Genomic DNA, 15,478 nt, shown 5'->3' with positions numbered 1-15,478 from the left:
AACATCCCGAACAATGACAACGAGACTGGAGACGAGCATGACCACCCGCAATCCCCAACCCGGCGAGCTGGACGCCATCGAGACCGCCAGCCGCGACGAGCTGCAGGCGCTGCAACTGCAGCGTTTGAAGTGGTCGCTCCGGCATGCCTACGACAATGTGCCGCACTATCGCCACGCCTTCGACCAGGCCGGCGTGCATCCGGACGACCTGAAGAGCCTGGCGGACCTGGCCCGTTTCCCCTTCACCGGCAAGCAGGACCTGCGCGACCACTATCCCTTCGGCCTGTTCGCGGTGCCGCGCGAGCAGGTGGTGCGGGTGCATGCTTCCAGTGGTACCACCGGCAAGCCCACGGTAGTCGGCTATACGCGCAATGACATCGATACCTGGGCCACCGTGGTGGCGCGCTCGATCCGGGCAGCCGGCGGCCGGCGTGGTGACATCGTGCAGATTTCCTATGGCTACGGCTTGTTCACGGGCGGCCTGGGTGCCCACTACGGTGCGGAAAAACTGGGCTGCACCGTCATCCCCATGTCGGGCGGCCAGACTGAGAAGCAGGTGCAGCTGATCCGCGACTTCAAGCCCAGCATCATCATGGTCACGCCCTCCTACATGCTCAACGTGATCGAGGAATTCCAGCGCCAGGGTCTGGACCCGGCGGCCAGTTCGCTGCGGGTCGGCATCTTCGGTGCCGAGCCCTGGACCGATGCCATGCGCGGTGAAATCCAGCAACGTGCCGGCATCGATGCGGTGGACATCTATGGCCTGTCGGAGGTGATGGGGCCGGGCGTGGCCAGCGAATGCATCGAGAGCAAGGATGGCCCGGTGATCTGGGAAGACCACTTCTATCCGGAAATCATCGATCCCGATACCGGCGAAGTGCTGCCCGATGGCGAGGAGGGCGAACTGGTCTTTACCTCGCTGTCGAAGGAGGCGCTGCCCATGATCCGCTATCGCACCCGTGACCTGACGCGCCTGCTGCCGCCGACCTCGCGCTCGATGCGCCGCATCGGCAAGATCACCGGGCGTTCGGATGACATGCTCATCATCCGCGGGGTGAATGTGTTCCCGACCCAGATCGAGGAGCTGATCCTGAAGCTGCCGCAACTGGCGCCGCAATACCAGTTGCAGATCGAGCGCCATGGTCACATGGACAGCATGTGCGTCTTCGCCGAACTGCGCGAGGATGCCTCCATCGAACATGTGGAGGCACTGGAGAAGGAGCTGCAGCACAGCATCAAGACCTATGTGGGCATCTCCACCAAGGTCACCGTGGTGCCGGCGGGCATGATCGAACGCTCCTCGGTGGGCAAGGCCCGGCGCGTGATCGACAACCGCAGGAAGAACGAGGGCGCGCCCGCCTTGGGAGCGGCCACCTCTTCCCCGGCCGTGCCGGCCTGAACCCCGCAACTTCACGACACAAGCGACGAGAAAACACATGGACGCATTCATCTGTGACGCCATCCGCACACCCTTCGGCCGCTACGGCGGCGCATTGGGCGCGGTGCGCGCCGACGACCTGGCTGCCGCACCGATACGCAGCCTGATGGCGCGCAATCCCGGCGTGGACTGGAGCCAGGTCGACGACATCCTCTACGGTTGCGCCAACCAGGCTGGCGAGGACAACCGCAACGTGGCCCGCATGGCGGGGCTGCTGGCGGGCCTGCCACTGGAGGTACCGGGTACCACCATCAACCGCCTGTGCGGCTCCAGCCTGGATGCGGTGGGCATGGCCGCCCGCGCCATCCGCTCCGGCGAGGTGCAGTTGATGATCGCCGGTGGCGTGGAGAGCATGACGCGCGCACCCTTCGTGATGGGCAAGGCCGACACTGCCTTCTCGCGTAGCGCGGCAATCTTCGACACCACCATCGGCTGGCGTTTCGTCAATCCGCTGATGCAGGCATTACACGGCATCGACTCCATGCCGGAGACGGCCGAGAACGTGGCCGAGGAATTCGGTATCGCTCGCGCCGACCAGGACACCTTCGCCCTGCGCAGCCAGCAACGCTGGGCTGCGGCGCAGGCGAACGGCTTCTTCGCGGGAGAGATTGCGCCGCTGGCGATCCCGCAGAAGAAGGGCGATCCGCTGCTCGTGGCTACCGACGAACATCCGCGCCCCGAGACCACGCTGGCGACGCTGTCCCGACTCAAGGGCGTGGTGCGGCCCGATGGCACGGTCACGGCCGGCAATGCGTCCGGCGTCAACGACGGTGCCTGCGCGCTGCTGCTGGCCTCGGCCAAGGCGGTCGACCGCTACCGCATGCGGCCACGCGCCCGCGTGCTGGGCATGGCCAGTGCCGGGGTGGCACCACGGATCATGGGCTTCGGCCCGGCACCGGCGGTGCGCAAGGTGCTGGCGCAAGTGGGCCTGACGCTGGCGCAGATGGATGTGATCGAACTCAACGAAGCCTTTGCCGCACAGGGGCTGGCCGTGATGCGTGCGCTCGGCCTGCCGGACGATGCCGCCCACGTCAACCCGAATGGCGGCGCCATCGCCATCGGCCATCCGCTGGGCGCTTCGGGTGCGCGTCTGGTGACCACGGCCATCAACCAGCTGGAACGCAGCGGCGGCCGCTATGCGCTCTGCACCATGTGCATCGGCGTGGGGCAAGGGATCGCGCTGGTGATCGAGAGGGTGGCCTGATGTCGGTGCAACCAGAACCGGAAGACATCCTGGTGGCACGGCATGGGCCGCACGTGCTGCATCTGCGCCTGAACCGGCCGGCGCTGCGCAATGCCCTGCGCAACCAGAGCCTGCGGGAAATCGCTGGCGAACTGGCACGCGCCGAAATTGACGACAGCGTGCGGACCGTGGTGATCAGTGGCAACGAGCAGGCCTTCGCTGCCGGCGCCGATCTCAACGAAATGATCCAGAAGGACGCCATCGCCACCCAGCTTGATGTACGCACCCAATACTGGCGCGCCATCGCCCGTTTTCCCAAGCCCCTGCTGGCAGCGGTGAACGGCTATGCGCTGGGGGCCGGCTGTGAACTGCTGATGCATGCCGACATCGCCATCGCCGGGCGCGGCGCCCGCATCGGCCAGCCGGAAATCAATGTCGGCACCCTGCCCGGCGCCGGTGGCACGCAGCGCCTGATCCGCACGGTGGGCAAGCCGCTGGCGATGAAGATGGTGCTGTCTGGTGAATTCATCGCGGCCGAGGAGGCCCTGCGCGCCGGGCTGGTGGCCGAGGTGGTGGACGATGCCGACACCCTGGGCCGCACCCTGGCGCTGGCCACCACCATTGCGCAGAAATCGCCGCTGGCGGTGCGCCTGGCCAAGGAGGCCATGTTGCAATCCTTCGAACTGGGGCTGGAGGCCGGGCTGCTGTTGGAGCGCAAGTCCTTTTCCCTGATGGCGGCCAGTGCCGATCGCCAGGAGGGCATTGCGGCCTTCCAGCAGAAACGCGCAGCGGTGTTCAGCGGCCGCTGAATTCACCGCCAGTCGGCAGACCCTTGGCGCGGATGTTTGCAGCCTGGCAACAGGCCTGGCGCGGCGACGACACTTCACGAGCTTGACATCGGGATCGGGTAAAATGCCCGGCCACGGCAGGCCCTGGCTGCGCACTTGTTGGACTTGCACTTGTACCCGCACGCGCGCCACCCGTCCCGCCCCGATACCAACCCGCCGGCTCCGCGCCGGCTCTTCGCCAGTGCAGCACCATGAGCAAGCAAGCCCCCAGCGCCCCCGGCCGCGACAAGCGCCGGGGCAAACCCGCCGACGCCGCCGGTGCAGCCAATGCCACCGGCCATGCCGACACTGCGCCGCAGGCGCATGAGATCCGTCCCGGCCAGTCCATCGAACTGCTCAAGGAACTGCACATCCTGACCCGCGACGGCAAGCTGAACCAGGACAGCCGCCGCAAGCTCAAGCAGGTCTATCACCTCTACCAGTTCATCGAACCGCTGCTGCAGGAAGTGCTGGCCGACCATCCGGACGTGAGCCTGGTGGACCATGGCGCGGGCAAGTCCTACCTCGGTTTCATCCTGTACGACCTGTTCTTCAAGGCGCTGGCCGGTGCGCCGCGCATCTACGGCATCGAGACCCGCGAAGAACTGGTGCGCAAGTCCGAGGACCTGGCGGCACGTCTGGGTTTTGGCGGCATGTCCTTCCTCAACCTGTCGGTGGCCGATTCGATCAGCTCGCCCAGCCTGCCGGAGCGCATCGACGTGGTGACCGCCCTGCATGCCTGCGACACCGCCACCGACGACGCCATCCATTTCGCGCTGGCCAAACAGGCGAAATTCATCGTCCTGGTGCCGTGCTGCCAGGCCGAGGTGGCCTCGGTCCTGAACCGCAACAAGGGCAAGTCGCTGGCCAATTCGCTGACCGAAATCTGGCGCCATCCGTTGCATACCCGCGAATTCGGCAGCCAGGTCACCAATGTGCTGCGCTGCCTGCAGCTGGAAGCGCATGGCTACAAGGTCAGCGTGACCGAACTGGTGGGCTGGGAACATTCGATGAAGAATGAATTGATCATCGCCCAATACCGCGACCTGCCGCGCCGCCGTCCGGCCGAGCGCCTGCAGGAGGTGTTGCGCACGCTGGGCCTGGATGAGATGGGGACACGCTTCTTCGCGCCGCAGGCGGCCTGAGCAGGCAGCCGGGACAGGAACGTTTCTTGCTGGTAAAAAATCAGGCGCGGCGGCATCAAGCCGGTGCCGATGCTGTCGATATATTGCATGAGAGCAAGGCCGGCCGCCACAAGCGCAACCGGCCGCTGGGAGGCCGGGTGACCGGTCAGGGCAAGGGGCCGGCCGGGTGCCGGAAAATGCAGATGAGCACATGAGATCGACCATCGCTATGGAATCGCTGATTGCCGACAACGAACAACTGCGGGCAGAACTGCAGGACCTGCTGCAGCAGGCACACATCAACCAGTCCATCATCGAGCGCCATCAGGCGTTCGACCTCAAGCTGATCGGCGCCAGCGAATTCCGCGAACTGATCGATGTGATGCTGACCGTGATGCCGGGCGTGTTCAGCCTGGAGACGGTGACCCTGTCGTTGATCGACGGCGATTATGCGATCCAGCGCATCCTGCGCGACCTGCAGATCGGCGTGAACGAATTCCCCAAGCTGCTGTTCCTGACGCGTCCGCTGGCCTTCATCGATGACCAGCATGCCCTGCCCGAGGACAAGCCGCGCCTGGGCGAATACGTGGCGGCGCTGCACGGCCCGCTGTTCCCGCACTACCAGCCGGTCAGCGTGGCGGTGCTGCCGCTGGTGCGCCAGCACCGGCTGCTGGGCTACCTGTCGCTGGGCAGTGCCTATGGCGAACGATTCACCCGTTCGCTGGCCACCGATTTCATCGAACGGCTGGCCACCATTGCCGCGGTCTGCCTGGAAAACGTCATCAACAATGAACGCCTGAAGCACATCGGCCTGACCGATCCGCTGACCGGCGTGAACAACCGCCGCTACATCGAACAACGCATGCAGGAAGAAGTGGCGCGCAGCCAGCGCGACCGCTCGGCCCTGTCCTGCCTGTTCATCGACATCGACCATTTCAAGCGGGTCAACGACCAGTTCGGGCATCAGAGCGGCGACGATGTGCTGCGCGAGGTGGCGGCGCGGATCAAGAAGGAGCTGCGCCTGTCGGATGCGCTGGGGCGCTTCGGCGGCGAGGAATTCGTGGTGCTGCTCACGCATGCCACCCGTGACGATGCGGCCCGCATCGCCGAGCGCATCCGCGCCGGTGTCTGCAGCCGGGGAATCATGATCGAGGGCTCGCGCGATCCCTTGAGGATCAGTGCCTCCATCGGCGCGGCCTCGCTGTCGCCACCGGATCGCAGCCGGCCGGCGGGCGAGGTCAAGCAGGCCATGCTCAAGGCGGCCGACCAGGCGCTGTACCAGGCCAAGGAAGCCGGCCGCAACCGCGTGATGCTGGCGCCGGCGGACTGATCAGGCCGGCTGCACGGCAGGCCGGCGGTCGCGCACGATCCAGGGCGCGGCCAGAATAAGGATGCCGCCCACGATGTCCTGCGCACGCAGGCCGGCCGCCCCCAGCACCCAGGCCGAACTGCTGGCCACCAGGATTTCGGCCAGCATGATCACGGCTGTGATGTTGGCCGGCAGGCGCGCCACCCCATATTGCAGACATAGGTTCGATACCAGGAACAGCACTGCCCACAGTCCCACCACCGGCCACGCGGCCAACGGCACGTGCAGCGGCCAGGCGATCATGCCGGCCAGGGACAACCCCACACCCAACAGACCCGCCAATACACCGCTACCGGCCAGCATGGAGACGGCGCGGGCGCCATCGGAAAGTCCGTGCAGGCGCCGCAGCAAGACGTTGGTGATGGCAAACAGCAGACCGGAGAGCACGGCCATCCAGTCCGGCAGGCTCTGCGGCAGCGGCAGGCCCAGGCGCGGCTGATAGAGCACGATGAAGGCGCCGCCCAGGCCCAGCGCCACCCGGGCCAGGGAGCGCGGGGTGATGGCTTCGTGCAGGAACAGGCGCGCCAGGATCACGGTCCAGATCGGCATCAGGTAGAACAGCAGGATCACCCGCACCACGTCGCCATAGGCCACCGCAACGTTGAAGGAACAGTTGGTCAGGCCCGTGGCCAGGCCCACGCACCACAGCGTCGGGTGGCGCCACAGTCGCGGCAGCTCACGCCAGCGCAGCAGCACCAGCAGCAGTGCGCAGGCGCTGAAGATGGCGGCCGTGGCCCACACCGGATGCAGGCCCATGCCCTCCAGCGCGCGCGTGCCGGTCCAGGACAGGCCCCAGAGGGTGGAATTGAGCAGCAGTGCGGCGACGGCGGATTTTTGCAGTGAATGCATGTTGTAGCAGGATGAAGCCGGGTGGATGAATACCGGGCGGATGAATCTGAGGCTGGAGCGAGTCTGGCATTTTCTGCACCGGAGCCGATCTGTGCCTGCCGATAGCCGGTATCAAGCCTGGCCTATGGTGTTTTCCAAGCGCATCCACAAAACCAAAATGCCGTTCAGCGCGACACTGAACGGCATCTCGGAAAGGACGGCGGGAATGGAATCAGGAAGCCTTGGCCCCGGCCTGCAGGCGCTCGTACTTTTCCATCAACTGCTCGCGGCTTTCACGCCAGGCCGGGTTGAAGGGGATGCAGGCCACCGGGCAGACCTGCTGGCACTGCGGCTCCTCGAAGTGACCGACGCACTCGGTACACTTGTCCGGATCGATCTCGTAGATCTGCGGACCCATGTAGATGGCCTCGTTGGGGCATTCCGGTTCGCAGACGTCGCAGTTGATGCAATCGTCGGTAATCATCAGTGCCATTGCCGCACCTCGCTTGCTTGAAACATCATTGCCCTACCTTTACCTCTTGTGGATCGCCTGGCCTTATTGCTTGGCGATCTTTTCCTTGAGCCATTTCTCGACCGAAGGAAAGACGAACTTGGAGACGTCGCCGCCCAGCTGCGCGATCTCGCGCACGATGGTGCCGGAGATGAACTGGTACTGGTCGGAGGGCGTCAGGAACAGTGTCTCGACGTCCGGCAGCAGGTAGCGGTTCATCCCCGCCATCTGGAATTCATATTCGAAGTCGGATACCGCGCGCAGGCCCCGCACGATGACGCGGGCATTGTTCTGGCGCACGAAATCCTTCAGCAGGCCGGAGAAACTCTCCACCTGGACATTGGGATAGTGGCCCAGCACTTCATTGGCGATCGACAGACGCTCTTCGAGCGAAAAGAAGGGTTTCTTGTTTTTGCTGTCGGCTACGCCCACGACCAGCTTGTCGAACAATCCGGAAGCGCGGCGGACCAGGTCCTCATGCCCACGCGTCAACGGATCGAATGTCCCTGGATATACAGCTGTGACCATGGTGTCTCCTCACCGGCTATTCAATCAGAAGGCGCATTATGCCTCAATTCGGGCACTGCTTTTGCGTTGCAATAAATGATAGAAGACCATGCCGGCCTTGTCGGCGCGGACCACTTCCCAGTCTTGCATCCACGCCGGGGCATCGTCGCCGTCGAGCGGGAATTCGGCTTCGGCATAGACCAGCCCCGACGGCGTAAGCAAAGTCATGCAGGCAGGCAACACTTTTTCCAGCCAGCCCTGGTGATACGGCGGGTCGATGAACACCAGGCTGTAGCCGCCGGGCTCGCGCTGGGCCGCATTCTGGGCAGCCGCCAGGGCGTCGCCGCGCAGGATGGCGATGGCGTCGGCCTTGAGCTTGTCGCGATTGGCTTCCAGCTGGCGTACCGCCGGGCTGCTGTTTTCCACCATCACCACGCGACGCGCGCCACGGCTGGCGGCCTCGAAACCAAGGGCGCCGGAGCCGGCGAACAGGTCCAGGCAGGCCACCTGGGCCCAGTCGCCATCGATCAGGTGGGTGATCCAGTTGAAGACGGTTTCGCGCACGCGGTCCGGCGTGGGCCGCAGACCTTCGGCGTCCAGCACCGGCATTGGGGTGCGCTTCCACTGGCCGCCGATGATGCGGACCTGGTGCGGGCCGCGGTTGACGGGCTTGCGCGGCTTGCCCTGTGGGGCGGACTTGGGGGGACTGCTCTTGCTCATGACTTTCCTTGCAGCTTGCTTATTGAGCCTCTATTGGGCGTCGTCACCGACGATGACCGTGGACAGCTGCGCCGGCTGCACATGGCGGCGGAAGGCGGCGCGCACGTCCTGCACGGTGACGGCGCGGACGCGTTCGATCCAGTGATCCAGGTAATCCAGTGGCAGGCCGTAGAAGCCGATGACGGAGAGGTTTTCCAGCAGCTTGGCGTTGCTGTCGATGCGCAGCGCGAAACCGCCGGCCAGGTTGTCCTTGGCGGCCTTGAGCTCGGCGGCGGTGGGGCCGTCCTGGAGGAATTTGTCGAGCGTGGCGCGGGTCACGCGCAATGCTTCGGCGGTCTGTTCCTTCTTGGTCTGCAGGCCGATCTGGAAGGGGCCGGGCTGGGCCAGTGGCGAGAAGCCGCTATAGACGCTGTAGCTCAGTCCGCGCTTTTCACGCACTTCGTCGGTCAGGCGCGAGACGAAACCGCCGCCGCCCAGCACATAGTTGCCCACCGTCAGCGCGAAGAAATCATTGTCGCCACGCTGCAGGGCCGGGGCGCCGATGAGGATATGGGATTGCGAGGCCGGATGGGCGATACGCGTTTCTCCCCCTTTAGGCGTGAGCACCGGTGGCAGCGCCGGCAAAGGTGCGCCCTGCGGCAACTGACGGGTGAGTGCGCTGGCAATGGCACGGGCCTGGGCTTCGGTGATATCGCCGATCAGGGCGATGACGGCCCGATTGGCCACGTAATGGGCGCGGTGGAAGGCCACCAGGTCATCACGGGTGATGGCCTGCAGGCTGGCTTCGCCCGCGTCGACGGCGTAGGGGTGCGTGCCATAGGCCGCTTGCATGAAGGCTTTTTCGGCGATGGCTTCAGGTTTGGTCAGTTCTTCCTTGATGTTGGCGATGGCCAGTGCCTTGTCGCGATCCAGCCCGGCCTGCGGGAAGCTGGGATGGGCCAGCATGCGCGCCAGCAGGCGTAATGCGACGTCACGCTGGGCCGGGGCAGACAGGGTGCGCAGGCTCACACCGGCGCGGTCCTGGCCGGCCCCACCCTGCTGCTGGGCGGCGACATCGGCGAAGCCATCCAGGATCTGCGCTTCGGACAGGGCAGCATCGGCGCCCTCAGCACCCTGGCCAGCATCCACGCCACGCGTGAGGCTGGCCACGGTCAGTTCGGCCAGGCCAGCCTTGACGGCGGGATCACGGCGCTGGCCGGCGTCGAATTGCACGCTCACGTCCAGCATGGGGATGGACTGGTTGGCCACGAACAGTACGCGGGCGCCGTCGGGCTGGGTCCACGACTGGATGGCCAGGGCGGCCGAAGCAGGGGCGCTGCTCAGCAAGCTCAGCGGAAGGAGGAGAAAACCTAAGTATTTTTTCATGGAAGCCTGGAATCGAAACCTGCGGATCATCCGCGTTGTGCATCTTGTTCATTGCCCTTGGCGCTGGTCAGCCACTGCAGGATGGGCTGCCATTGCTCCAGATCGCGCTGTACCCGGGACGGGGCGATATCCCACAGCGTCAGGCCGTGCGCGGCCAGCTGGACGTAGTTCTGGGTGTCGCGCAGATAACCCAGCACCGGTAGCTTCAAGCCCTCGATGAAGCGCTGCAGCTGCTCGGCCGAGCGGGTACGGGCATCGACCCGCATGCCGACGATGCCGACGTCGATCTCGCCTTCGCGCACCGCCCTTTCACTGGCCAGCCGCCGCAGGAAGTCCTGGGTGGCGAGGATGTCGAAGATCGAGGGCTGCAACGGCACCAGTACCTTGTCGGCCAGCTTGAGGGCGTCGTTGAGGCGCCAGCCGTGCAGCCCGGCCGGGGTATCGAGCACGACGTGGCTGGTTCCCTTGGGGGGCTTGGCGACGTAGTCTTCATTGACTTCCCAGGTGGCAATCGGACGGGCCTGCTCAGGGCGGATGGCGAGCCAGGCGCGTGAAGACTGCTGGCGGTCGATATCCCCCAGCAGGACGCCATGGCCCTGGCTAGCGAAATAGCCGGCCAGGTTGGTGGCCAGGGTGGTCTTGCCGACACCCCCTTTGGGGTTGGCGACGACGATGACGGGCATGTTTTCCTCCGGCAAGGACTGGGAAGACTCTCGGTGACCGCTGGCAGCACGCGCCTCAGTGCAACAGCCCTGCCGGTGGCGGCGCGGGCTTCTTGCCGTCCAGCGGCAGCGGCACCAGCGTGGCCACGGTCAGGGTGTCGTCCGTGAAGTACTTGCGGGCCACTTCCTGCACCTGGGCGGCGGTCACGCTGTTGAGGCGATCGATGATGCGGTCGATGTTCTTCTGGCCCAGTCCGACGGTTTCCAGCATGCCGATTTCCATGGCCTGGCCAAAGACGGAGTCGCGCTTGTAGACCTGGGAGGCGATCAGCTGGGTCTTCACGCGCTGCAGTTCCTGTTCGGAGACGCCCTCGCTGGCGATGCGGGTGACTTCGGCCCGCAGCAGGGTTTCCAGTTGTTCGGTGGTGACGCCATTGGCCGGGCTGCCTTCCAGCGTGAACAGTACCGGGCCACGTGCCACGCCGCTGTAGCTGGCGCCCACGGAGGTGGCCTGGTTGCTGGTGCGCACCAGCTGCGCGGTGAGGCGGGCGTTGTCATAGCCATCCAGCACGGCCGAGAGCACGTCCAGGGCATAGGCTTCCTGGTCCTGCTCCACCTGGCGCAGGGCCGGCACCTTCCAGGCCATCACCACATAGGGATTCTCGGCCGGCGCCTTGACGGTGACGCGGCGCATGCCGATCTGCTGGGGTTCGTTCTGCGGCCTGCCGCGTGGCAGGGCGTGGGAGGGAATCTTGCCGAAATACTTCTTGGCCAGCGCCAGCACGCGCTGGGCATCGACGTCACCGGCCACCACCAGGGTGGCGTTGTTGGGGGCATACCACTGGCGGTACCAGCTGGCGATGTCCTGCACTGTCATGTGCTGCAGGTCATCCATCCAGCCGATCACCGGATGGTGGTAGGGATGGGCGGTCCAGGCGGCGGCGTTGAGGGCTTCATTCAGGAGGCCCATGGGCTGGTCATCGGTGCGCCAGCGGCGCTCTTCCATGATGACGCGGATTTCCTTGGCGAATTCGTTGGCGTCGAATTGCAGGTTGGCCATGCGATCGGCTTCCAGGGCCATGACCTTTTCCAGGTGGCTCTTCTCGATCTGCTGGAAGTAGGCGGTGTAGTCATTGGCAGTGAAGGCATTTTCCTGCCCGCCCAGTTCGGCCACCAGGCGGCTGAACTCGCCCACCTTATGGTTGCGGGTGCCCTTGAACATCATGTGTTCCAGCGCGTGGGAGACACCGGTGGTGCCGTTGAACTCGTCGACCGCACCGACCTTGTACCAGACCATCTGCACCGCCGTGGGCGCGCGCCGGTCTTCCTTGACCACCACCTTCATGCCATTGCCGAGCACGAATTCGCGTGCCGGCTCGGCCTGTGCCGGGGTGACGCCACCGGCCAGCAGGCTGAAGAGGGCAGTGGCGAGAAGGGCTCTGATCTTCAAATTCATGGGCTGTGCTCTGATAAAATGCTGGATTCATTGACCCTGGCGGCCATGCGCGGGGCTTGTGGAAGGGCAATTGTAACCTGTCCACTGCGGTTGTCAGGACAGCCATGCGCGCCTCCCCTCCCGCCTTCCCGCCCCGGCCGCAGCCCGAATCCAGCCTATCGCCATCCGATGTTCAGTTTCTTCAAGAGAAAACCCAAACCGGAAGCGCAGCCCGCGCTGCCGCCCCAGCCCGAAGCGGCGCCGCAGCCGGCTCCCACTCCGGTAGAGCCCGTACCGGCAGCCCCCGTCTCACCTGCTGCTCCCGTTGCACCCGCGCCGACGGTGTCTGCGCCCGCAGTCGCGCCGGTAGCGGCGCCTACCGTGGCCCCTGCGCCGCCAGTGCTGCCCGAGGCGGTCCTGCCCATCGAGGATGCGGTCGAAGAGGAAGTCGAAATCGTCGCCGCGCCCGAGCCGGAACCGGAGGTCAAGCGTTCCTGGCTGTCGCGCCTGAAGGCGGGGCTGTCCAAGACGTCCAGCAATCTCACCACCCTGTTCGTGGGAGCGCGCATCGATGACGATCTCTACGAAGAACTGGAATCGGCACTGCTGGTATCGGACGCCGGTGTCGAGGCCACCCAGTGGCTGCTGGACGAACTGAAGAAGAAGGTCAAGGCCGAGCGCCTGACCGAAGCCGCCCAGGTGCGTACCGCCTTGCGCACGCTGCTGATCGACCTGCTGCAACCGCTGCAGCGTCCACTGGTGCTGGGCCGCGACAAACCGCTGGTGATGATGATCGCCGGCGTCAACGGTGCCGGCAAGACCACGACCATCGGCAAGCTGGCCTTGCACCTGCAGGCTCATGGACAGTCGGTACTGCTGGCCGCCGGCGACACCTTCCGCGCCGCCGCCCGCGAGCAGCTGGCGGTCTGGGGCGAGCGCAACAATGTGCAGGTGATCGCGCAGGAATCCGGTGATCCGGCCGCGGTGGCCTATGACTCGGTGCATTCGGCGCAGGCGCGCGGTACGCATGTGGTGATGGTCGATACCGCCGGCCGCCTGCCCACGCAATTGCACCTGATGGATGAACTCAAGAAGATCAAGCGGGTCATTGCCAAGGCGATGAGCTCGGCCCCTCATGAAGTGCTGCTGGTCATCGACGGCAACACCGGCCAGAATGCGCTGGCCCAGGTCAAGGCCTTCGATGATGCGCTGGGGCTGACCGGCCTGGTGGTGACCAAGCTGGACGGCACCGCCAAGGGCGGTATCCTGGCGGCCATCGCCAAGACCCGCCCGGTGCCGCTGTATTTCATCGGCGTGGGCGAAAAGATCGAAGACCTGCAACCATTCAACGCCACCGAATTCGTCGATGCCCTCCTGAGCTGAACTGATGATTGAATTTACCCGGGTTTCCAAGCAATACGCGCGCGAGGTCTACGCCCTGCGCGACATCACGCTGTCGGTAAAGAAGGGCGAATTGATCTTCCTGGCCGGCCCTTCGGGCGCCGGCAAATCGACGCTGCTGAAGATGATCGCGGCCATCGAGCGCCCCACGGCGGGCAAGCTGAGCGTCAACGGCACCGACATCGGTGGCATCAAGGCTTCCGGCCTGCCCTACCTGCGCCGCAATCTGGGGTTGATCTTCCAGCAGCAGAAGCTGCTGCTGGACCGCAACCTGCTGGCCAACGTGATGCTGCCGCTGATCGTCACCGGTTCCTCGCGCCAGGACGCCGAAAAGCGCGCCCGCGCCGCGCTGGACAAGGTGGACCTGCTGGGCAAGGCCATGTGCGAACCGCTGGAACTGTCCGGTGGCGAGCAGCAGCGGGTGGCCATTGCACGGGCCATCGTCAACCGTCCGCAGATCATCCTGGCCGACGAACCGACGGCCAACCTGGACCGCGCCAATGCCAACAAGGTGCTGGCGGCCCTGAAATCCTTCCATGGCGTGGGCGTGACCTGCCTGATCTCGACCCATGATGAGCAATTCCTGACCGGTGCCGACCGCATCGTCTACCTGGACCGTGGCCGCATTGTCGATGGCTGGCACAACGGCGTGGCCAATCCGGTGGAGGTATCGCCATGAACTGGTTGAGACAGCATTTCGCCGCCATTGCCGACGCCTTGCGCCACCTGCTGCGCTCGCCGGGCAACTTCGTGCTCAACGTGCTGGTGGTCTCGATTGCGCTGGCGCTGCCCTTCGCGGGCCTGTCGGCGCTGGAAAACGTGCGCCCGATCTCGGACCAGATGTCGGTGGAGCCGGAAATCAGCATCTTCATGAAACCCGAGGCCAGCCGCGATGCTGCACTGGCAGTGGGCAAGACCATCAACCAGGTGTTGAAGGACGGCAACACCAACGGCAAGGTCGAGTTCATCCCGCGCGAAAAGGCCTTCGATGCCTTGAAGAGCAAGACCGGCCTGGCCGATGTGCTCAATACCCTGGGCAGCAATCCGCTGCCGGACAGCTTCGTGGTGCGCCTGCCGGGCTTCGAGAACGCCATGAATGCCGGCCGCGTCGATGACATCGCGCAGCAGCTGAAGAAGCAGGCCGGCGTGGATACGGTGCAGATCGACTCGGAATGGGTCAAGCGGCTGGCGGCGTTGCTGCGCATCCTGCGGCTGGTGCTGCTGTTCCTCGGCATCACGCTGGGTGCGGTGGTGGTGGCGGTGGTGTTCAATACGATCCGCCTGCAGGTGATGACGCAGCGCGACGAGATCGAGGTGTCGCGCCTGTTCGGGGCGACCAATTCCTTCATCTACCGGCCCTTCTATTACACCGGCGCCCTGCTGGGCGGATGCGCCGGACTGGTTGCGCTGGGGCTGGTGGTGGCGGCACAGCAACCGCTCAATGCGGCCATCCTCGATTTCGCGCACCTGTATGCGTCGGAATTCCAGCTGGCCCTGCCCAGCCCCATGGCCATCGCCCTGCTGCTGGCGGTGAGCGCCCTGCTGGGCCTGTTCGGGGCGATGCTGTCGGTGCATCGGCAGCTGGCCCGCAAGGCTTGAGGCTGTTCCTGGCCCCTCCAGATCGAAGCCCGCAGCAGCGGGCTTCGGCTTTTCTGGCATCGGAAACGTCGGTGGAACTCCTCGCCCTGCAATAATTCCAAGTCTCGTACGTCTTCCCAAGGGTGCTCGCCGGCCTTGCCGGCAAGGCGGCACTTCTGTCTGTGCTCCCTTTTTTGCCCTGGCGTCTGCCTCTTTCCAGCCCCGTGGCGCGCTGCAAAAATTGTTACAAGTTTCTCGCCTGCTTTTGACCCGCATCGCAACTTTTGTCGCCCAAAGGCGACTAATATGAAGGGGAAATAATGCAATCAGGGACTGACCAGCAATAGTCGTCGGCTATCAACGCTTCCCAATCATGCTATTAGCACTCTGGGGTGACGAGTGCTAGAATACCTTATCGAATTGCTCCAGTTTTATGTGAGCACTGCAACAAACCGAGACGATGCGCGCCCGCTGCGCATCTGCCGCGCCAAGCCACCGGCGCCGGCCCCCAAGCTTACCGCTTCATACTG

General features: G+C 65.0%; 15 protein-coding genes. 8 read left to right on the top strand and 7 right to left on the bottom strand.

Translation table 11 applies throughout. The annotated features are described in order from the left end of the window. The first annotated feature begins 37 nt into the window (after window positions 1-37). From paaK to HBH1_RS17285, 5 genes are all read left to right on the top strand, one after another. Complete coding sequence (paaK, locus tag HBH1_RS17305; RefSeq protein WP_102663738.1) at window positions 38-1,399, top strand: phenylacetate--CoA ligase PaaK; 1,362 nt, start codon at window positions 38-40, stop codon at window positions 1,397-1,399. Window positions 1,400-1,436: 37 nt separating this feature from the next. Then, window positions 1,437-2,642, top strand: coding sequence for a 3-oxoadipyl-CoA thiolase (gene pcaF / locus HBH1_RS17300; RefSeq protein WP_102663737.1), 1,206 nt, complete (start codon window positions 1,437-1,439; stop codon window positions 2,640-2,642). Then, window positions 2,642-3,430: an enoyl-CoA hydratase-related protein gene (locus HBH1_RS17295; protein WP_102663736.1), complete on the top strand. Its 789-nt coding sequence runs from the start codon at window positions 2,642-2,644 to the stop codon at window positions 3,428-3,430. The genes pcaF and HBH1_RS17295 overlap by 1 nt, the downstream gene beginning before the upstream one ends. A gap of 230 nt (window positions 3,431-3,660) precedes the next feature. Beyond that, window positions 3,661-4,593: a class I SAM-dependent methyltransferase gene (locus HBH1_RS17290; RefSeq protein ID WP_102663735.1), complete on the top strand. Its 933-nt coding sequence runs from the start codon at window positions 3,661-3,663 to the stop codon at window positions 4,591-4,593. Window positions 4,594-4,783: 190 nt separating this feature from the next. After that, complete coding sequence (locus tag HBH1_RS17285; protein WP_102663734.1) at window positions 4,784-5,902, top strand: GGDEF domain-containing protein; 1,119 nt, start codon at window positions 4,784-4,786, stop codon at window positions 5,900-5,902. On the opposite strand, the gene HBH1_RS17280 is transcribed toward HBH1_RS17285, so the two are convergent. The 7 genes from HBH1_RS17280 to HBH1_RS17250 all read right to left on the bottom strand — a co-directional run bounded on the left by HBH1_RS17280 (window position 5,903) and on the right by HBH1_RS17250 (window position 11,990). Then, complete coding sequence (locus tag HBH1_RS17280; RefSeq protein WP_102663733.1) at window positions 5,903-6,790, bottom strand: DMT family transporter; 888 nt, start codon at window positions 6,788-6,790, stop codon at window positions 5,903-5,905. It lies immediately after the preceding gene. A gap of 211 nt (window positions 6,791-7,001) precedes the next feature. Next, entirely contained in the window at window positions 7,002-7,262 is a 261-nt protein-coding gene (locus HBH1_RS17275; RefSeq protein WP_102663732.1) for a YfhL family 4Fe-4S dicluster ferredoxin, read from the bottom strand. A 63-nt stretch (window positions 7,263-7,325) separates the two neighbouring features. Next, window positions 7,326-7,808: a pantetheine-phosphate adenylyltransferase gene (gene coaD, locus HBH1_RS17270; RefSeq protein WP_006461533.1), complete on the bottom strand. Its 483-nt coding sequence runs from the start codon at window positions 7,806-7,808 to the stop codon at window positions 7,326-7,328. Between the two features lie 36 nt (window positions 7,809-7,844). After that, window positions 7,845-8,507: a 16S rRNA (guanine(966)-N(2))-methyltransferase RsmD gene (gene rsmD / locus HBH1_RS17265; RefSeq protein ID WP_102663731.1), complete on the bottom strand. Its 663-nt coding sequence runs from the start codon at window positions 8,505-8,507 to the stop codon at window positions 7,845-7,847. 30 nt (window positions 8,508-8,537) lie between these two features. Further along, window positions 8,538-9,872 carry a M16 family metallopeptidase gene (locus tag HBH1_RS17260; protein WP_199181611.1) on the bottom strand — a complete coding sequence of 445 codons (1,335 nt, stop codon included), beginning with the start codon at window positions 9,870-9,872 and terminating at the stop codon, window positions 8,538-8,540. A 26-nt stretch (window positions 9,873-9,898) separates the two neighbouring features. Next, window positions 9,899-10,555, bottom strand: coding sequence for a ParA family protein (locus tag HBH1_RS17255; protein WP_102663729.1), 657 nt, complete (start codon window positions 10,553-10,555; stop codon window positions 9,899-9,901). A 55-nt stretch (window positions 10,556-10,610) separates the two neighbouring features. Further along, the gene (locus tag HBH1_RS17250) at window positions 10,611-11,990 is read right to left on the bottom strand and encodes a M16 family metallopeptidase (protein WP_102663728.1); all 1,380 of its coding nucleotides are present in this window, start codon (window positions 11,988-11,990) and stop codon (window positions 10,611-10,613) included. A 168-nt stretch (window positions 11,991-12,158) separates the two neighbouring features. On the opposite strand from HBH1_RS17250, the gene ftsY reads away from it, so the two are divergent. From ftsY to ftsX, 3 genes are read left to right on the top strand one after another with little or no spacing between them, the layout of a single operon-like run. Continuing rightward, window positions 12,159-13,352, top strand: coding sequence for a signal recognition particle-docking protein FtsY (ftsY, locus tag HBH1_RS17245; RefSeq protein ID WP_102663727.1), 1,194 nt, complete (start codon window positions 12,159-12,161; stop codon window positions 13,350-13,352). Between the two features lie 4 nt (window positions 13,353-13,356). Continuing rightward, window positions 13,357-14,049 carry a cell division ATP-binding protein FtsE gene (locus HBH1_RS17240; protein ID WP_006461527.1) on the top strand — a complete coding sequence of 231 codons (693 nt, stop codon included), beginning with the start codon at window positions 13,357-13,359 and terminating at the stop codon, window positions 14,047-14,049. After that, entirely contained in the window at window positions 14,046-14,969 is a 924-nt protein-coding gene (gene ftsX, locus HBH1_RS17235; protein WP_102663726.1) for a permease-like cell division protein FtsX, read from the top strand. The genes HBH1_RS17240 and ftsX overlap by 4 nt, the downstream gene beginning before the upstream one ends. The last annotated feature ends 509 nt before the right edge of the window (window positions 14,970-15,478 follow it).

The organism is Herbaspirillum sp. BH-1 (assembly GCF_002870055.1).
GTDB lineage: Bacteria > Pseudomonadota > Gammaproteobacteria > Burkholderiales > Burkholderiaceae_D > Herbaspirillum > Herbaspirillum frisingense.
Note: the sequence above shows the minus strand (reverse complement) of the source record. Positions and strands in the feature narration are given on the sequence as shown.